The organism is Nocardiopsis lucentensis DSM 44048, from assembly GCF_000341125.1.
GTDB lineage: Bacteria > Actinomycetota > Actinomycetes > Streptosporangiales > Streptosporangiaceae > Nocardiopsis > Nocardiopsis lucentensis.
Genome location: NZ_ANBC01000583.1, coordinates 1 through 18,285, shown reverse-complemented (window position 1 = coordinate 18,285; position 18,285 = coordinate 1). Strand labels below are relative to the sequence as shown.

General features: G+C 68.9%; 19 protein-coding genes and 2 pseudogenes. 19 read left to right on the top strand and 2 right to left on the bottom strand.

Annotated elements, in window-relative coordinates; all coding sequences use genetic code 11:
* The 18 genes and pseudogenes from rho to D471_RS0120460 form a co-directional block, all read left to right on the top strand.
* The coding region (rho, locus tag D471_RS0120545) for a transcription termination factor Rho (protein WP_017600362.1) at window positions 1-1,209 on the top strand (1,209 nt) is incomplete at its 5' end.
* 292 nt (window positions 1,210-1,501) lie between these two features.
* Window positions 1,502-1,711 carry a 50S ribosomal protein L31 gene (rpmE, locus tag D471_RS0120540; RefSeq protein ID WP_017600361.1) on the top strand — a complete coding sequence of 70 codons (210 nt, stop codon included), beginning with the start codon at window positions 1,502-1,504 and terminating at the stop codon, window positions 1,709-1,711.
* Between the two features lie 114 nt (window positions 1,712-1,825).
* Window positions 1,826-2,896: a peptide chain release factor 1 gene (gene prfA, locus D471_RS0120535; RefSeq protein WP_017600360.1), complete on the top strand. Its 1,071-nt coding sequence runs from the start codon at window positions 1,826-1,828 to the stop codon at window positions 2,894-2,896.
* Window positions 2,893-3,756 (top strand): peptide chain release factor N(5)-glutamine methyltransferase, encoded by an 864-nt coding sequence (gene prmC / locus D471_RS0120530; RefSeq protein ID WP_017600359.1) that lies wholly within the window; start codon window positions 2,893-2,895, stop codon window positions 3,754-3,756. Before prfA ends, prmC begins: the two co-directional genes overlap by 4 nt.
* A 168-nt stretch (window positions 3,757-3,924) precedes the next feature.
* Complete coding sequence (locus tag D471_RS0120525) at window positions 3,925-4,812, top strand: L-threonylcarbamoyladenylate synthase (protein WP_017600358.1); 888 nt, start codon at window positions 3,925-3,927, stop codon at window positions 4,810-4,812.
* Window positions 4,813-4,824: 12 nt separating this feature from the next.
* The gene (locus D471_RS0120520; RefSeq protein ID WP_017600357.1) at window positions 4,825-5,991 is read left to right on the top strand and encodes an MraY family glycosyltransferase; all 1,167 of its coding nucleotides are present in this window, start codon (window positions 4,825-4,827) and stop codon (window positions 5,989-5,991) included.
* Window positions 5,992-6,217: 226 nt separating this feature from the next.
* On the top strand, window positions 6,218-6,658 hold the full coding sequence (locus tag D471_RS0120515; protein ID WP_017600356.1) for a hypothetical protein: 441 nt from the start codon (window positions 6,218-6,220) through the stop codon (window positions 6,656-6,658).
* A gap of 60 nt (window positions 6,659-6,718) precedes the next feature.
* Window positions 6,719-6,931 (top strand): hypothetical protein, encoded by a 213-nt coding sequence (locus D471_RS0120510; RefSeq protein WP_017600355.1) that lies wholly within the window; start codon window positions 6,719-6,721, stop codon window positions 6,929-6,931.
* A 93-nt stretch (window positions 6,932-7,024) separates the two neighbouring features.
* Window positions 7,025-7,882 (top strand): F0F1 ATP synthase subunit A, encoded by an 858-nt coding sequence (gene atpB / locus D471_RS0120505; RefSeq protein WP_017600354.1) that lies wholly within the window; start codon window positions 7,025-7,027, stop codon window positions 7,880-7,882.
* Window positions 7,883-7,990: 108 nt separating this feature from the next.
* Window positions 7,991-8,203, top strand: a complete 213-nt coding sequence (atpE, locus tag D471_RS0120500; RefSeq protein WP_017600353.1) for an ATP synthase F0 subunit C — start codon at window positions 7,991-7,993, stop codon at window positions 8,201-8,203.
* Between the two features lie 26 nt (window positions 8,204-8,229).
* The gene (locus D471_RS0120495; protein ID WP_040690482.1) at window positions 8,230-8,778 is read left to right on the top strand and encodes a F0F1 ATP synthase subunit B; all 549 of its coding nucleotides are present in this window, start codon (window positions 8,230-8,232) and stop codon (window positions 8,776-8,778) included.
* Window positions 8,778-9,589 (top strand): annotated as a pseudogene (locus D471_RS35345) (F0F1 ATP synthase subunit delta). The gene D471_RS0120495 and the pseudogene D471_RS35345 overlap by 1 nt, the downstream one beginning before the upstream one ends.
* A gap of 72 nt (window positions 9,590-9,661) precedes the next feature.
* Window positions 9,662-11,290 (top strand): F0F1 ATP synthase subunit alpha, encoded by a 1,629-nt coding sequence (gene atpA, locus D471_RS0120485; protein WP_017600350.1) that lies wholly within the window; start codon window positions 9,662-9,664, stop codon window positions 11,288-11,290.
* 3 nt (window positions 11,291-11,293) lie between these two features.
* On the top strand, window positions 11,294-12,208 hold the full coding sequence (locus D471_RS0120480) for a F0F1 ATP synthase subunit gamma (protein WP_017600349.1): 915 nt from the start codon (window positions 11,294-11,296) through the stop codon (window positions 12,206-12,208).
* Between the two features lie 5 nt (window positions 12,209-12,213).
* Complete coding sequence (atpD, locus tag D471_RS0120475; RefSeq protein ID WP_026127909.1) at window positions 12,214-13,656, top strand: F0F1 ATP synthase subunit beta; 1,443 nt, start codon at window positions 12,214-12,216, stop codon at window positions 13,654-13,656.
* Between the two features lie 75 nt (window positions 13,657-13,731).
* The gene (locus D471_RS0120470; protein ID WP_017600347.1) at window positions 13,732-14,121 is read left to right on the top strand and encodes a F0F1 ATP synthase subunit epsilon; all 390 of its coding nucleotides are present in this window, start codon (window positions 13,732-13,734) and stop codon (window positions 14,119-14,121) included.
* Between the two features lie 23 nt (window positions 14,122-14,144).
* Window positions 14,145-14,645, top strand: a complete 501-nt coding sequence (locus D471_RS0120465) for a DUF2550 domain-containing protein (protein WP_241479670.1) — start codon at window positions 14,145-14,147, stop codon at window positions 14,643-14,645.
* Between the two features lie 44 nt (window positions 14,646-14,689).
* Window positions 14,690-14,983, top strand: a complete 294-nt coding sequence (locus D471_RS0120460; RefSeq protein WP_017600345.1) for a thiamine-binding protein — start codon at window positions 14,690-14,692, stop codon at window positions 14,981-14,983.
* Here D471_RS0120460 and D471_RS0120455 read toward each other — a convergent pair.
* Both D471_RS0120455 and D471_RS42655 read right to left on the bottom strand, forming a co-directional pair.
* A complete protein-coding gene (locus D471_RS0120455; RefSeq protein WP_017600344.1) occupies window positions 14,980-15,576 on the bottom strand; it encodes a cob(I)yrinic acid a,c-diamide adenosyltransferase in 597 nt (198 codons plus the stop codon). The genes D471_RS0120460 and D471_RS0120455 overlap by 4 nt on opposite strands.
* Window positions 15,577-15,716: 140 nt before the next feature.
* Window positions 15,717-16,674: pseudogene (locus D471_RS42655) on the bottom strand (helix-turn-helix transcriptional regulator).
* A gap of 63 nt (window positions 16,675-16,737) precedes the next feature.
* On the opposite strand from D471_RS42655, the gene D471_RS0120445 reads away from it, so the two are divergent.
* Window positions 16,738-17,880 (top strand): epoxide hydrolase family protein, encoded by a 1,143-nt coding sequence (locus tag D471_RS0120445; RefSeq protein ID WP_017600343.1) that lies wholly within the window; start codon window positions 16,738-16,740, stop codon window positions 17,878-17,880.
* Window positions 17,881-18,285: the final 405 nt, after the last annotated feature.

The following is an 18,285-nucleotide window of genomic DNA, read 5'->3' as shown; positions in this document are numbered from 1 at the left end:
GGTCGCCGCCGGGACCGCCGGGACCGCCGCGGGCGCGGCGGCGGCCAGGACCAGGAGCCGGTGATCGGCGACGACGACGTCCTGCTGCCGGTCGCGGGCATCCTCGACATCCTGGACAACTACGCGTTCGTCCGGACCACGGGTTACCTGCCCGGGCAGAGCGACGTCTACGTCTCCCTCGCCCAGGTGCGCAAGCACGGCCTGCGCAAGGGCGACCACATCATCGGTGCGGTCCGCCAGCCGCGCGAGGGCGAGCGCCGGGAGAAGTTCAACGCCCTGGTGCGGCTGGACTCGGTCAACGGGATGTCGCCCGACCAGGCCAAGGGCCGGCAGGAGTTCTCCAAGCTCGTCCCGCTCTACCCGCAGGAGCGGCTGCGCCTGGAGACCGAGCCCAACGTTCTCACCACGCGCATCATCGACCTCGTCGCACCCATCGGCAAGGGGCAGCGCGGGCTCATCGTCTCGCCGCCCAAGGCCGGTAAGACGATGGTGATGCAGGCGATCGCCAACGCCATCACCGAGAACAACCCCGAGTGCTACCTCATGGTGATCCTGGTCGACGAGCGGCCCGAGGAAGTCACCGACATGCAGCGCACGGTCAAGGGCGAGGTCATCCACTCGACCTTCGACCGCCCGGCCGAGGACCACACGGTCGTCGCGGACCTGGCCATCGAGCGGGCCAAGCGGCTCGTGGAGATGGGCATGGACGTCGTCGTCCTGCTGGACTCCATCACCCGCCTGGGTCGCGCCTACAACCTGGCCGCCCCGGCCAGCGGGCGCATCATGTCCGGTGGTGTGGACTCCACGGCGCTGTACCCGCCCAAGCGCTTCTTCGGCGCCGCCCGCAACATCGAGGGCGGCGGCTCGCTCACCATCCTGGCGACCGCGCTGGTGGAGACCGGCTCGCGCGCCGACGAGGTGATCTTCGAGGAGTTCAAGGGCACCGGCAACATGGAGCTCAAGCTCAACCGGGGCCTGGCCGACAAGCGGATCTTCCCGGCCGTCGACGTCGACGCCTCCAGCACGCGCAAGGAGGAGATCCTGATGTCGCGTGAGGAGCTGAACGTCGTCTGGAAGCTCCGCCGGGTGCTGCACGCGCTCGACACCCAGCAGGCCATCGAGCTGCTGCTGGAGAAGATGCGCGAGTCCAAGAGCAACGCGGAGTTCCTGATGCAGGTGCAGCAGACCACCGTCGGTCCCGAGCGCTAGACGTTCGTGGCCGACCCCGACGCCGACGGCCCCCGCCCTTTCGGGTGGGGGCCGTCGGCCGTGCGCCGGAGCCCTCCGCGCCCCCGCGCACGGGAATGGGCACTGGTCCCGGGAGCGTTGAGGGTCTGGCAGACTGGTAACCGGGACCGGCCCGCCCCTCCGTGAGGGGCCCGCCACCCGACCACCTGGATCTACGCGGCACCGGTTCGCGCATGACCCACGACGAACGCGCCACCCCCGCCGGTGGTGCGCCTGGCATGCGTCCGGCGGTCGCCCTAACGAGGAGACACACATGAAGGCCGACATCCACCCCGAATACGTGGCGACTGAGGTGACCTGCACCTGCGGGGCCCACTTCATCACCCGTAGCACCATCACCGAGGGCAAGCTGCGCGCCGACGTGTGCTCCGAGTGCCACCCGTTCTACACCGGCAAGCAGAAGATCCTGGACACCGGTGGCCGGGTCGCCCGCTTCGAGAAGCGCTTCGGCAAGCGCAAGTAGCGCCGCCCACGTTCCCGTGGCGCCGACCCGCGTGGGCGGCGCCACGGGACGGGTCCATCCCCGCACGGGGAACGGTGAGGCGAGGCGAACGAACAAGACGGGGACGTGGCGGAAGTGAAGCTGGACGATCTTCTGGGGGAGTACTACGAGCTGGAACAGCAGCTCGCGGACCCCGAGGTGCATGCTGACCAGAATCAGGCGCGCACACTGGGCAAGCGGTACTCGCAGCTCACCCCCATCATCGAGGCCTACCGGGCGCTCAAGGGGATCGAGAGCGACATCGAGGCCGCGCGCGAGCTCGCCGCCGAGGACCCGTCCTTCGCCGAGGAGGCCGACCGGCTGGCCCAGGAGGCCGAGGACCTCACCGAGCGTCTGCGCTACCTGCTCATCCCGCGCGACGCCGCCGACGACAAGAACCTCATCATGGAGGTCAAGGCGGGTGAGGGCGGTGAGGAGTCCGCCCTGTTCGCCGGCGACCTCGTCCGCATGTACCTGCGCTACGCCGAGCGCCAGGGCTGGAAGACCGAGGTCATCGACTCCACCTACTCCGACCTGGGCGGGTACAAGGACATCACGATCGCCTTCAAGAACAAGGGCACCCCCGAGCCCGGCACGGGCGTGTGGCCGATGCTCAAGTTCGAGGGCGGCGTGCACCGCGTCCAGCGCGTGCCGGTCACCGAGTCCCAGGGCCGCATCCACACCTCCGCCGCCGGTGTGCTCGTCGTCCCCGAGGCCGAGGAGATCGAGGTGGACATCCAGGACAAGGACCTGCGGATCGACGTCTACCGTTCCTCCGGGCCCGGCGGCCAGAGCGTCAACACCACCGACTCGGCGGTCCGCATCACCCACATCCCGACCGGGATCGTGGCCTCCTGCCAGAACGAGAAGAGCCAGCTCCAGAACAAGGAGCAGGCCATGCGCATCCTGCGCGCCCGCATCTACGCCGAGGCCCAGGCCAGCGCGGACGCCGAGGCCGCCGCCGAGCGCAAGAGCCAGGTCCGCACGGTCGACCGCTCCGAGCGCGTGCGCACCTACAACTTCCCGGAGAACCGCATCTCCGACCACCGCGTCGGCTACAAGGCCTACAACCTCGACCAGGTCCTCGACGGGGAGCTGGGCGGGGTCATCAGGGCTCTGGTGGACGCCGACACCAAGGAAAGGCTCGAAGCGGCCCAGTCATCATGAACTTCCTGCTCGACGAGGTCGCCCGCGCGACACTGAGACTCGCGGAGGCGGGCGTGGCATCGCCTCGCACGGACGCCGAGGAGCTCGCGGCGTTCGTCCACGGTGTTCGTCGAGGGGAACTGCACGCGGTACGCGACGCCGACTTCGACGCCCGGTACTGGGAGTGCGTCGCCCGCCGCGAGGCACGTGAACCGCTCCAGCACATCACCGGCCGCGCCTACTTCCGCTACCTGGAACTCCAGGTGGGACCCGGTGTGTTCGTCCCCCGCCCGGAGACCGAGATCATGGTCGACTGGGCGATCGACACGCTGCGCGCCATGGACGTCGCCGACCCGCTCGTCGTCGACCTGGGCACCGGCTCCGGCGCGATCGCGATCTCCATCGCCCAGGAGGTCCCGCGCTCGCGCGTGCACACCGTCGAGATCGACCCCGCCGCCCTGCGATGGGCCCGCCGCAACATCGACGCCAGCGGCCACGCCGACCGGGTCACTCCCCACCTCGGCGACATGCGCACCGCCCTGCCCGAGCTCAACGGCCGCGTCGACCTGCTCATCAGCAATCCGCCGTACGTGCCGACCCGGGAGGCCGGGGACATCCCGCCCGAGGTGCGCGACTACGACCCCGCCCCGGCGCTGTGGTCCGGCGAGGACGGCCTGGACATGATCCGCGACCTGGAGGCGGTCGGTCGCCGCCTGCTGCGCCCCGGCGGTGCGATGGCCGTCGAGCACCACGACGGCCAGGGCATCGACATCCCGTGGTTGTTCCCTGAGGACAAGGGATGGCGTGACGTCCTCAACCGCAAGGACATGGCCAGACGCGACCGCTTCGTGGTCATGCGCCGTGCCGACGAGGACGGCTAGGCTGTGTCTGCTTCGGTCCCGCCGCTTCGCTTCGGACCGTGTTCGGGCGCCCGAAAGGCCAGGTGTCTTCATCCTCGACCGCGGCCTGCCCCGTCTCGCAGACCCCTGGCGGCGCCCGAACGAGACCTCCACCCCCACCCGATCCGCTTGAGAATGAGGTGAACGCTGGTGAGCCGCATCTACGACTGCTCGGACGAGACCGCCCGCAAGGACGGCATCGCCGACGCCGCGTCAGCGGTACGCCGAGGCGACCTTGTCGTGCTGCCGACCGACACCGTGTACGGCATCGGCACCGACGCCTTCAGCCCGACCGCGGTGGCGGGTCTGCTCGCCACCAAGGGGCGCGGCCGTGAGATGCCGCCGCCCGTGCTGGTCGGTTCGATGCGCGCGGCCATGGCACTCGTCGAGGACCTCGGCAACCACGGCCGGGACCTGATGGAGGAGTTCTGGCCCGGTCCGCTGACCCTCGTGTGCACCGCGACTCCGAGCCTGAACTGGGACCTGGGCGACACCAAGGGCACCGTGGCCGTCCGCATGCCGATGGACCCGGTCGCCCTGGAACTGCTCAAGGAGGTCGGGCCGATGGCGGTGAGCAGCGCCAACAAGTCCGGCCAGCCCGCCGCCTCCCGTGTGGAGGAGGCGATCGAACAGCTCGGTGAGGAGGACGTGGCCGTCTACCTCGACGGCGGCGTGAGCGAGTCGCCGGTCGCCTCCACCATCGTCGACCTCACCTACGCGGTCCCGCGCGTGCTGCGCTCCGGCGCCATCACCATCGAACAGCTGCGCGGGGTGTGCGGCACCGTCATCGGTGAGCTGCGCAAGGGACGGACCAAGCCGAAGAAGGACGAGGAGGCGAAGGGCTCCGAGGGGTCCGAGACCCCCGAGGAGACCGACGCTCCCGAAACCTCCGAAGCGACCGACACCCCCGAGGCCTCCGAGAACGCCAGGACCCCCGCCGCGCGGGGGACCGAGGCCCCGGCGGACTCCGCTCCCACCGGCTCCGAGGCGCCCGTGGACGGCGGCCGGACCGCGGACGGCGACCGCACCGAGAACTAGAGGGGCCCGGACGTGCGGGAGTACGCACTCACCTTCGTCATCGCCGCCGCGGTGACCTATCTCCTCGTTCCGCTGGTGCGGCGCGGCGCGATCTGGTTCGGTGCCACGCCGCCGGTCCGCGACCGCGACGTGCACACCGAACCCATCCCGCGCCTCGGCGGGATCGCGATCTACGGTGGTTTCGCCGCGGCACTGCTGATCTCCGCTCAACTGCCGCACCTGCAGAACGTCTTCGTCGCCCACACCTGGCGCGGGCTGCTGCTGGCGGGCGGGCTGATCACGATCATCGGGATCGTCGACGACCGCTGGGGCATGGACGCGCTCAGCAAGCTGGCGGGGCAGGTCGCCGCCGCGGGGATCCTCGTGTCGCAGGGAGTGCAGCTGCTGTGGCTGCCGCTGCCCGGGACGCAGCTGTCCCTGGGGCCGTGGCTGGGCGCGATGATCTCGGTCCTGCTCATCGTGGTGACCATCAACGCGGTGAACTTCGCCGACGGACTGGACGGGCTCGCGGCGGGCATCGTCGCGATCTCGTCCATGGCGTTCTTCGCCTACTACTACGTGGTCGCGGTGGACCAGGGGTTCGTCCGCCAGTCCTACCCGGCGATGATCGCGATCATCCTGGCGGGCACCTGTGTGGGCTTCCTCTTCCACAACTTCCACCCGGCCCGGGTGTTCATGGGCGACACCGGGTCGATGCTGCTGGGACTGCTGCTCACCTCGATCACCATCACGGTGACCGGACAGTTCGACGCCAACACCGCCCGGGAGGAGTTCAACTCCTCGGGCCTGGTGGTCTTCCTGCCCATCCTGCTCCCGCTGCTGGTCATCGCCCTGCCTCTGGCCGATCTGGTGCTGGCGGTGCTGCGGCGCACCCTCGCGGGCAAGTCGCCGTTCGCCCCGGACCGCGGTCACCTGCACCACCGCCTGTTGGACATGGGGCACAGCCACGTGCGCGCGGTGCTCCTGATGTACCTGTGGGCCGGGATCGTGGCCTTCGCCTCGGTGTCGCTGTCGATCTTCGACTCACCCGCGATCGTTCTGTCGGTGACCGCCCTCGTCGCCACCTGCGCCGTCGGGCTCATCGCACTGCCGCGGCTGCGCCGCCGGGGCCTGCTTCCGTGGAGCGGCCGCCGGAGCGTCGCGGCGGCCCGTCATCACCATCCGACATCCGATGGATGAAGGAACGGTCACGCGTGGGGACGGGGTTCCCCAAACGTGGTGTCTCTGACCTGCGATGCCGGACTTCGGGTGTGGTGTGGTGAAGGTGACATCAGTCCCGGAAAGCGCCCGCACGAGGGCCTTCGCGCGGCGTTAAGGGTGCGTTAAGGAACCCCGGGATTCGGCACCAAAAACCTTGTGATAGCTTTCACGAGCAGGATCCCACTGAACCCCACGGAGCTTTGTCATGCAGGAACACGACGCCCGGATTCTCCGAGGCGCCGCGCTTCCGACTGCCGTCGTCGGCGTGGTCGCGCTGATCGTCGGTGTCGCTCTGGCCGGGACCCAGGGCCTGTTCGGTGCGCTGTTCGGCGTGGTGCTGGTCATCGGCGCCTTCGCCGTCTCGGCCTTCGTCATCTCCTGGACCGGCGGTCGACGGCCGGAACTGCTGCTCCCCGTGGCGTTCCTGGTCTACACGACCAAGCTCGGTATCCTGCTGGCCATCCTCCTCCTGTTCAGGGGCACCACGGCCCTGGACACCACCGTCTTCGGGTGGTCGGCGCTCGCTTGTGTCATCGCGTGGCTCGCGGCTCAGGCCGTGGCCATCAAGCGGAGCAAGCAGCCGACCATCGTCCCCGAGGGGGAACAGGACGAGGCCACCACCGAGGACAGTGGGGTACACCAGTGAACCCGCGCGGGCGGGGTGGTGTGCGCGGCCCGCTGACCTACTGCTATCTTCCGGAGCGAGATGAACGAGAACCGAGAAGGGGACGACGGACCGTCGGCCCCGAACGGCACGACTCTCGTCTCGTATCTGCTGGGGGGCCTCGCCTTCTGGGGCGGCGTGGGCTGGGTCGCCGACTGGGCACTGGGCTTCTCCGCCCTGTTCCTGCCCATCGGGATGGTCATCGGCCTGGTCGGCGGGATCTACCTCATCTACGCCCAGCATGTCCGGTCCTGACCGAACATCGAGGTGCGCCCGCCCGCGCTCGGCGCGGCACCGTACCGAACACAACCCTGAGGATTGAGTTGCGTCACGACGAAAGGGATCGCCGTGGGTGCTGACGTGAGCGTCGTCGCGGCGTCCGAAGAAGGCTGCCACATTTTCAACGACTTCGGCTGTGGGTTCGAGCCCCCGGGAGTCAGCCTGTTCTTCCCCACCCCGTGGTTGGACTTCGGGCTTCCCGGAACCTCCGGCTTGAACAAGTACTACCTGGTCGCGGTCGTCGCCCTGCTGGTCGCCGCCGCCTTCTGGTACTTCACCACGCGCAACGCGAAGGTCGTCCCGGGCCGCGGTCAGAGCGTGGCCGAGCTGCTGGTCGGCTTCCTGCGCGACCAGGTCACCCGGACCGCCATCGGCAAGGAGGGGGACCGTTACCTCCCCCTGATGGTGACCCTGTTCATCTTCATCTTCAGCATGAACATCATGGGTCTCATCCCCGGCCTTCAGCTGCCGGTGACCTCCAACCTGGCCTTCCCCGCGGTCCTGGCCATCATCGTCTTCCTGCTGTGGAACGTCATCGGCATCCGTCACCACGGGTTCGGCGGCCACTTCAAGGCCCGTCTGGTCCCCAGCGGTGTCCCTGGATGGATCCTGCCGGTGGTCGTGCCGATCGAGGCGTTGTCGAACTTCATCATCCGGCCCGCCACGCACATGATCCGTCTGTTCGCGACCATGTTCGCCGGGCACCTGCTGCTCGCGCTGTTCGCGGCCGCCGGGTTCTACATGTTCAACCCCACCTCCCCGATGGGCCCGCTCTTCGGCGCCATCTCGGTGGGCTACTCCGGTATCGCCCTGGTCGGCTTCCTGGTCTTCACGGCCTTCGAGCTGTTCATCATGGCGGTCCAGGCCTACGTCTTCGTCCTCCTGTCCTCCATCTACATCGGTGAGGCGCTGGAGGGCGCGCACTAGGAGTCCGGCCGCACGGCCCGTGTCTCCGCGCACCCCAAGACCCCGTCCGAATCGTCACCCACACCGGCGGCACCATGGTCGCCGGCGAGAAGTAAAGGGAAAATCAGCATGGACATCACCGGCAGCATCAACACCATCGGTTACGGTCTCGCCGCCATCGGCCCCGGCATCGGCGTCGGCCTCGTCTTCGGTCTCGGCGTGCAGGCCATCGCCCGTCAGCCCGAGGCGCGCGGCGTCCTCCAGGGCCAGATGATCTTCGGCTTCGCGGTCATCGAGGCCCTCGCCATCCTCGGCTTCGTTCTCGCGTTCGCCCAGGGCTAGACACCGGTTAATCGAACGCGAAGGGGATGCCAACCGTGATTTTGGCAGCTGAACATGAGAACGTCCTGCGCATTCACTGGGACGAGTTCACCTTCGGTCTCATCGCCTTCCTCGTCATCCTGGCCGTCGTCTACAAGATGTGGCCGAAGCTGACGAAGGCGCTTGACGAGCGTGCCGACCAGATCGAGGGTGGCATCGCTCGCGCTCAGAAGGCCGAGGCCGAGGCGGACGAGATCCGCCAGCAGTACAAGGAGAAGCTCGAGGAGGCGCACCGCGAGTACGCCCAGGAGCTGGAGAAGGCCAAGGAGCAGCGCGCGGCGATCATCGCCGAGGCTCGCGAGGAGGCCCAGGTCGAGGCGCGTCGGATCGTCGAGGCCGCCCAGGCCCAGATCGAGGCCGACCGCCAGCAGGCGATCGTCCAGCTCCGCGGTGAGATCGGCGCCCTGTCGACCGAGCTCGCGACCCGCATCGTCGGTGAGACCCTCAGCGACGACGCCGCGCGCTCGCGCGTGGTGGACCGGTTCCTGGAGGAGCTGGAGCAGAGCGAGGGCTCGACGCAGGCCGAGGTGCGCTGATGCGTGGTATCAGCCGTACCTCCCTGGCTGAGGTGACCCGGCGCCTGGACGAGAACGTCCTGGCGTCGGCCGACGCCGGCCAGTACGCGGCCTCCCTCGGCGGCGAGCTCTTCGAGGTCGTCGCCCTGNNCCCTCGCCCCGCCGCTGGCTGGCGGACCAGTCCAACCCGGCCGAGAGCAAGACCGCCCTGGTCGGGCAGCTGCTGGAGACCAAGGTGTCGCCGTCCACGCTCATCGTGGTGGGCGACGTCGTCCAGCAGGACTGGTCCTCCGCGGCCGACATGGTCGAGGCCGTCGAGCGCATGGGCGTCTACGCCACCGTCGCCTCCGTCGAGGGCTCGCGCCTGGACGAGTTGGAGGACGAACTGTTCCGCTTCCAGCGGATCGTCGTCTCCCAGCCGGAGCTGCGCGCGGCGCTCACCCGCGAGGGTGTGGCCGCCGAGCACCTGCGCTCGCTGGTGGAGAACCTGCTCTCGGGCAAGGTGAACTCCGCGACGCTGGCCCTGGTCGGCGAGGCGGTCACCCGCCCGCGGGGACGTACCCTGGAGCAGGCGCTCGAACACTTCGGGCAGTTGGTCGCCGAGCGGGCCCAGCACTACGTCGCCGTGGTCCGCGCCGCACACGTCCTGAGCGAGGCCCAGCAGGAGCGCCTGCGGACCGCGCTCAGCCGGAAGTACGGCCGCGACATCCACCTGAACATCGAGATCGTCCCCGAGGTCCTGGGTGGACTGTCCATCCAGGTGGGCGACGAGGTCATCGACGACACCATCGCCGGGCGCATCGCTGAGGTCCAGCGCCGTCTGGCTGGCTGACACACGCGAACACGCAAGGCAAGCACGCACGGCGCCAGCCCGGCGCCATTTGAGAGCAAGGACAACGCAGAGATGGCGGAGCTGACGATCCGGCCGGATGAGATCCGGGACGCGCTGCAGCGCTTCGTCCAGTCGTACGAGCCTGACGCCACCCGCGCGGAAGAGGTCGGAACCGTCACCTACTCCGGTGACGGCATCGCCCGCGTCGGTGGCCTTCCCTCGGCGATGGCGAACGAGCTGCTGAAGTTCGAGGACGGCACCCTGGGCCTGGCCCAGAACCTGGAGATCGGTGAGATCGGTGCTGTCGTGCTGGGCGACTTCACCAGCATCGAGGAGGGCCAGAAGGTGCGCCGCACCGGCCAGGTCCTCTCGGTGCCGGTGGGCGACAACTTCCTTGGCCGCGTGGTGGACCCCCTGGGCGCCCCCATCGACGGCAAGGGCGAGATCGAGACGACCGAGCGGCGTGAGCTGGAGCTCCAGGCCGCCACGGTGATGGAGCGCAAGCCGGTCCACGAGCCGCTCCAGACCGGTATCAAGGCGATCGACACGATGACCCCGGTCGGCCGCGGCCAGCGCCAGCTGGTCATCGGTGACCGCCAGACCGGTAAGACCGCGGTCTGCATCGACGCGATCATCAACCAGAAGGCCAACTGGGAGACCGGGGACCCCGACAAGCAGGTGCGCTGCATCTACGTCGCGGTCGGCCAGAAGGGCTCGACGATCGCCGGTGTGCGCGGCGCCCTCGAGGAGGCCGGCGCGATGGAGTACACCACCATCGTCGCCGCTCCGGCGTCCGACCCCGCGGGCTTCAAGTACCTGGCCCCCTACACCGGTTCGGCCCTGGGCCAGCACTGGATGTACGAGGGCAAGCACGTCCTCATCGTCTTCGACGACCTGACCAAGCAGGCCGAGGCCTACCGCGCCGTGTCCCTGCTGCTGCGCCGCCCGCCGGGCCGTGAGGCCTACCCGGGTGACGTCTTCTACCTGCACTCCCGCCTCCTGGAGCGCTGCGCGAAGCTCTCCGACGAGATGGGCAAGGGTTCGATGACCGCGCTGCCGATCATCGAGACCAAGGCGGGCGACGTCTCGGCGTACATCCCCACCAACGTCATCTCCATCACCGACGGCCAGGTCTTCCTGGAGAGCGACCTGTTCAACCAGGGTCAGCGCCCGGCCATCAACGTCGGTGTCTCGGTCTCCCGTGTCGGTGGCGCGGCGCAGACCAAGGCGACCAAGGGCGTCTCCGGTACGCTCCGCCTCAGCCTGGCGCAGTACCGCGAGCTGGAGGCCTTCTCCGCCTTCGGTTCCGACCTGGACGCGGTCTCCAAGCAGCAGCTGGAGCGCGGCGCCCGGATGATGGAGCTGCTCAAGCAGGGCCAGTACTCGCCGTTCTCCATGGAGAAGACGGTCGTGTCCATCTGGGCCGGTACCACCGGCAAGCTGGACGACGTCCCGGTCGAGGACGTGCGCCGCTTCGAGGAGGACTTCCTGGCCTACATCGACCGTGAGCACGCGGGCGTCCTGGCCAGCATCCGTGACAGCGGCAAGTTCGAGGACACGGACAAGAAGACCCTCGAGGGCGCGGTCGAGAAGTTCAAGCAGGGCTTCAAGACCTCCGCCGGCACGATGCTGGGCGCCGAGGCGCTCGACGAGGAGAAGGTCGGCCAGGAGACCATCAAGGTCGCCAAGGGCGGGAAGTAACCCATGGGTGCACAGCTTCGCGTCTATCGCCGGAGGATCCGCTCGACCAAGGCGACGGCGAAGATCACCCGCGCGATGGAGCTCATCGCCACGACGCGCATCACCAAGGCGCAGCGTGCGGCGGAGGCTGCCGGACCCTACGCGCGGGAGATCACGCGGGCCGTGTCGGCTCTGACCGCCAGGGTCAGCGACCACCCGCTGCTGGCCGAGTCGGACAAGCCCACCCGCGCGGCCGTCCTCGTCATCACCAGTGACAAGGGCCTGGCCGGCGCCTTCTCGGCGAACGTGCTCAAGGAGGCGGACTCCCTGACCCAGCTCCTGAAGGAGCAGGGCAAGGAGGTCCTGACCTACATGGTGGGCCGCAAGGGTGTGAACTTCTACAACTTCCGCGACCGTCCGGTCGAGGCCACGTGGGAGGGCATCACCGAACGGCCGACCTACGCGCACGCCCAGGAGATCGGCTCCGCGCTGCTGGAGAAGTTCACCACCGACGCGGCCGACGGCGGCGTCGACGAGATCCACGTGATCTCGACGGAGTTCGTCTCCATGCTGACCCAGCGGGCGCACACCGTCCGGACCCTCCCCCTGGAGGTCGAGCCGGTGTCGAAGGAGGAGCTGGAGGCCGAGCAGGGGCCGCTGTCCCTGTACGAGTTCGAGCCGTCCGCGGAGGAGGCCCTGGACCGACTGCTGCCGCAGTACGTCACCAACAGGATCTACTTCGCGCTCCTGGAGTCCTCCGCGTCCCAGCAGGCGTCCCGTCGCGCGGCCATGAAGGCCGCGACCGACAACGCCGAGGAGCTCGCCAAGAACCTGACCCGTCTGGCCAACCAGGCGCGTCAGGCCGAGATCACCAACGAGATCAGTGAGATTGTCGGCGGTGCCGACGCGCTCGCTGCTGCCAGCGCGGGAAGTGAGTAACAAAAGTGACTGCGACTGTTGAAGGGACGGCTGGGGCTGGCACCGCCACCGGCCGCATCGCCCGGGTCACCGGCCCGGTCGTCGACGTGGAGTTCCCCGTCGGCTCCCTCCCTGCCCTCTACAACGCCCTGCACACCGACGTCACCGTCGGTGGCAAGGAGAAGACCGTCACCCTGGAGGTCGCCCAGCACCTGGGTGACAACCTGGTGCGGGCCGTCTCCCTGGCCCCGCAGGACGGCATGGTGCGCGGCGCCGAGGTGCGCGACACCGGCTCCCCGATCAGCGTCCCCGTGGGCGACGTCGTCAAGGGCCACGTGTTCAACACCCTGGGCGAGTCCCTGGACGTGCCGACCTCGGAGCTGAACGTCACCGAGCGCTGGCCGATCCACCGTAAGGCCCCGGCCTTCGACCAGCTCGAGTCCAAGACCGAGATGATGGTCACGGGCATCAAGGTGATCGACCTCCTCACCCCGTACGTGCGTGGTGGAAAGATCGGTCTGTTCGGTGGTGCCGGTGTCGGCAAGACCGTGCTGATCCAGGAGATGATCACTCGTATCGCCCGCAACTTCGGTGGTGTGTCCGTGTTCGCCGGTGTCGGCGAGCGCACCCGTGAGGGCACGGACCTCTTCCTGGAGATGGACGAGATGGAGGTCCTCCAGGACACCGCTCTCGTCTTCGGCCAGATGGACGAGCCTCCGGGCACCCGTCTGCGTGTGGCGCTGTCCGCTCTGACGATGGCGGAGTACTTCCGCGACGTCCAGAAGCAGGACGTGCTCCTGTTCATCGACAACATCTTCCGTTTCACCCAGGCGGGTTCGGAGGTCTCCACGCTGCTGGGCCGCATGCCCTCGGCCGTGGGTTACCAGCCCAACCTGGCGGACGAGATGGGTCAGCTCCAGGAGCGGATCACCTCGACGCGTGGTCACTCGATCACCTCGATGCAGGCGATCTACGTCCCCGCGGACGACTACACCGACCCGGCTCCGGCGACCACCTTCGCCCACCTGGACGCGACGACCGAGCTCTCCCGCCCGATCTCGCAGAAGGGCATCTACCCGGCGGTGGACCCGCTGGCCTCCACCTCGCGCATCCTCGACCCGCAGTACGTGGGCGAGGAGCACTACCAGGTGGCCCAGCGCGTGAAGGAGATCCTGCAGCGCAACAACGACCTGCAGGACCAGATCGCCATTCTCGGTATGGACGAGCTGTCCGAAGAGGACAAGATCATCGTCAACCGGGCGCGGCGCCTGGAGCGCTTCCTCTCGCAGAACATGTTCGTCGCCGAGAAGTTCACCGGCAACCCGGGCGTGTTCGTTCCGCTGGAGGAGACCATCGCCTCCTTCAAGGCGGTCTGCGACGGTGAGTACGACCACCTGCCCGAGCAGGCGTTCCTCGACGTCGGCAACATCGAGATGGCCGTCGAGAAGGCCAAGAAGCTGCAGGGCTAGTTTCTTGCGGGCGGGTCGACTCCGTGACGGGGTCGACCCGCCCGAACTCGCCCGCTAGCCGAGGAGTTTGTGGCAGTGTCGAAGAAGCTTTTCGTCGAGATCGTCTCTCCCGAACGTGAGGTTTGGGCGGGCGAGGGCGACATGGTCATCGCCAAGACCGTCGACGGCGAGATCGGTGTGCAGCCGGGGCACCTGCCCGTGCTCGCGCTCCTGGCCCAAGACGCGGTCGTGCGCGTCCTGGGCGCGCGCGAGACCGGCGAGGTGCGGGCGGCCGCGCACGGCGGTTTCGTGTCGGTCACCGGTGAGGGCCGGGTCTCCATCCTCGCCGAGACCGCCGAGCTGGCGGAGGACGTCGACGTGGACCGTGCGCGGACCGCGCTCTCGAGCGCGACCGAGGAGGGCGACAACGACGCCCAGGGTCGTGCCCGCAGCCGCCTGCGTGCCGCTGGCGAGGACGTCGCCTAGCGAACCTGGGACCGAGGGGGGACATGGAGCAGAGGGAATCCGCTCTGGCGGGAATGGTCTCGTGGCCGGGGTCGACACAGTGGGTCGTCCTCGTCCTGCTCCTGGTCCTCATCGCGGTGCTCGCCGGAATCACCCTGCGCCGGTGGTTCCTGGTACGGCGAGGCGGGGCCGTGGAGTGTTATCTGCGTGCCCCCGGCGTACGGGGCCGCCGGGGCTCCTGGCGTATCGGTTTCGGCCGGTACGGCACGGAGAGCCTGGGCTGGTTCCCGATCTTCTCGCTCAGACCGCGGCCGACAGCGATGCTGTCGCGCCGCGGTCTCGTCGTTGTGGGGCGTCGGTCCCCCGACGAGGACGACCGCGCCCACCTTCCGGGCGATGTGAGCGTCGTCCAGGTCGCCTGGACGGGTGCGGACGGCGCGGATCCGCTGGAGCCCGAGTTCGAGATCGCGATGGGCGACGCCGCGCTGACGGGCTTCCTGTCCTGGATGGAGTCGATGCCTCCGGGGACGCAGTGGGAGGCGTGAGTGTCGTCCTTCACAGAGGGTGACGGGACGCCTAGGGTGGCCCCATGATCGTCGCTTTCTCTGTGACCCCGCTCGGTACCGACGAGCACATCGCTCCCGCTGTCGCCCGCGCGGTGAAGGTGGTACGCGACAGTGGGCTGCCCAACGAGACCACCTCCATGTTCACCAGTGTCGAGGGTGAGTGGGACGAGGTGATGGACGTCGTCAGGCGCGCGGTCGACGCGGCCGGACAGGGCGCGCACCGCATCAGCCTCACTCTGAAGGCGGACATCCGCGAGGGCGTGGTCGACGGCCTGCACAGCAAGGTGGAGGCCGTCGAACGCGAGCTCGCGCGCTAACGCTCCCCGCCGGGCTTCCACAGGATCTCGTCGCCGTCGGAGGCCACGTACCTGCCGAGGATGAACAGCAGGTCCGACAGGCGGTTGAGGTACTGGGCGGTCAGCGGGTTGACGGTGTCGCCGTGCTCCTCGATCGCGGCCCACACGCTGCGCTCGGCCCTGCGGACCACGATGCGCGCCGTGTGCAGCAGCGCGACCGTGGGGGAGCCCCCGGGCAGGATGAAACTGCGCAGCGTGGGCAGCTCCGCGTTGTAGGCGTCGCAGGCCTCCTCCAGCCGGGTGATGTACTCCGGCAGGACGCGCAGCGGCGGGAACTCCGGGTCGGGCACGATCGGCGTGGACAGGTCGGCTCCGAGGTCGAAGAGTTCGTTCTGCACCCGGGTGAGCAGGGTGCGCACGTCGTCGGGGATCTCACCCATGGCCAGGGCGACGCCGATGGCGGCGTTGGCCTCCTCGGTGTCGGCGTATCCGACCAGTCGCGTGTCGTTCTTACCGGTCCGGCTCATGTCGCCGAGCGCGGTGGTGCCCTGGTCCCCGGTGCGGGTGTAGATCTTCGACAGTACGACCGGTGTGTCCGTGTCCCGTTTGGTCATGGGCCCAGCCTATGCCCGGACCACTGGACCGCCGCTGGCCCGGTGCTGGGCTGGTACGGCGGTGATGCGTGGGAAGTGGAGTTTCCCAGGGCTCCTTCGCCGGCCCTGGACGACGTCGTCGAAGGACCGACGGCCGAGGCTCACATCGTGGATGCGCCACCCGCCGCGCGGCGGAACCTCGTCGCGAGGCGATCGAACGCCGCCGCGAGACCGTCTCCGTCGATCACCTCGATGTCGACGTCGAGCTGCGCCATCCACAACGCGAGCCGGTCCGGGTCGTCGGAACCCAGCTCGACCTGGCACGTGGACTCGTCGACCGCCTCGATGTCGACCGGGATGGGGATCTTCGCGGCGATCTTGGCGGCGGGAGCGTGCACGAGTACCCGGGCGCGGTACTTCCAGGCCGCCTTGCTGACGCGTCCGACGACGTACTCGACGGCATCGTCCTCCGGGATCACGCGCGGCCGGAACCGCGCGCCCGTCGGTGCGTGCGCGACCATGCGGTCGACACGGAAGACCCGCCAGTCGTCACGGTCGAGATCCCACGCGAGCAGGTACCAGAGCGNACCTCCCCAGCCGTTGCGGTTCGGTGTGGCGGGCCCCGTGGCCGCCCCCGGGCTTGGTGTACCCGAACCGGAGCCGTTCGTGGCCGCGGATCGCGGCGGCGACCGCGCCGAGAACCGAGAGATCGAGCGGCGGCTGCGACCCTGGGACGACGCTCATCGCCCCGCGTACCGCCTCGACGCGCCGACGCAGGCGCGAGGGCAGCACTTGCTCCAGCTTCGCGAGCGCGGTGAGCGACGTCTCTTCGACGCCGAGCCTTTGGGTCGCGACCGCACCCAGTCCGACCGCGACGGCGACGGCCTCGTCGTCGTCGAGCAGCAGTGGGGGCATCGCCGTCCCGGCGGCCAGCCGGTACCCGCCCGCGACGCCGGGGCGCGCGTCCACGGGATAGCCGAGCGACCGCAGCTTGTCGATGTCGGCGCGCACGGTCCTCGTGCTCACATCGAGCCGGCCGGCGAGCTCGGAGCCCGTCCAGTCGCGCTTGAGCTGGAGCAATGACAGCAGTTCGAGCAGGCGGGCCGAGGTCTCCAACATGTTCTCCATCATCTCAGCAATCGCGGAAGCTCACCTGCCGCATTGCCTGGGAACGTCGGTGCCATGAACGAGGACGACGCACTCACACCGTTTCGCATCGACATCTCGCGGGCCGACGTCGACGACCTGCGTCACCGGCTGGCGCACACGCGCTGGCCGATCCCCGTGCCGGGCCGGGACGATCGCGCCGACTTCAGCCGCGGCATCCCGCTGGTGTACCTGAAAGAGCTCGCCGAGTACTGGCGTGAGGGGTTCGACTGGCGTGCGCAGGAGGAGAAGCTCAACGAGTACCAACAGTTCACGACGGTCGTCGACGGCCAGACGTTCCACGTCGTCCACGTGCGATCGACGAACCCGGAGGCCACCCCGCTGATCCTGAACCACGGCTGGCCGGGCTCGTTCGTCGAGTACCAGCGACTCATCCCGCTGCTGACCGATGGGTTCCACGTGGTCATCCCGTCGCCGCCCGGCTTCGGGTTCTCCACCCCGCTGTCAGGGACCGGCTGGGATCTGGCGCGGACGACGGACGCCTACGCCGAGATCATGACGCGTCTGGGCTACGAGAGGTTCGCGGCCCACGGCACGGACATGGGTGCGGGCACCGCCGGCCGTCTCGCGGCGCTCTACCCGGAGCGCCTCATCGGCACGCACTTGGGCGCCGACCCCCGGTGGCTCGGGTTGCTCGGCGACAAGTTCCCCTTCCCCGAGGGCCTGTCCGATGACGAGATCGCCCAGATCGAGGCGGTGCGCGCCGAGGACGCGGCCGATCGCGGGTATCTCGAGACGCAGAGCCACCGTCCCGACACGATCGGCGCGGCTCTCACCGACTCGCCGGTCGGTCAGCTCGCGTGGATCGCCGAGAAGTTCAAGACCAGGGCCGACGGCGTCCACCGGACGCCGGACGAGACGGTCGACCGCGACCAGCTCCTCACGAACGTCAGCCTGTACTGGTTCACTCGCAGCGGCGCGTCGAGCGCGCAGTTCTACTACGAGTCCGAGCACTCCGGGGCCGACGTGGTCATGGGCTCCGGGGTGCCGTCCGGATGGGCCGTGTTCGACACCCACCCGGTCATGCGCCGCGCGATGGACCCGTGGAAGGCGATCGGCCACTGGAGCGAGTTCACCGAGGGCGGCCACTTCCCCGCGATGGAGGAGGCGGAGCTGCTCGCGGACGACATCCGCGCCTTCTTCCGCGGCGTTTCCTGACCCGGTGCCAGGGCCCGCGGGTCTCGAACGAGAACGAGCCGCCGGGCCGGAGTGCTCCCCTGACCGCCGCGAGCGCCTCCGCCCATTCGGCGTCGGTGCGCACGACCTGTCGGACTCGCCAGAGTGCCTCCTACTGGCGTTTGACCTGCGAGAAGACGCGCGTTCCCGCCCGCTTGGGGTTGTGGGGCCGAGGAAAGTGGTGTTACGGAGGATAACTGTTCGGCATCATGGGGTGAAGGTGACTCATGTCACTGATACCTTGTTGCACATAGGGAGCTACTGAGAGTAGTTTCCGCACGGTGTCCGTATCGGCGATCCCGAGTGGAACATGATGAGGGGGGCCACCCGGGCGCGCCGTGGAGGGGGAGGCACCGTTCGGGGTGGGCGGCGTGGAACCGGGGGGTT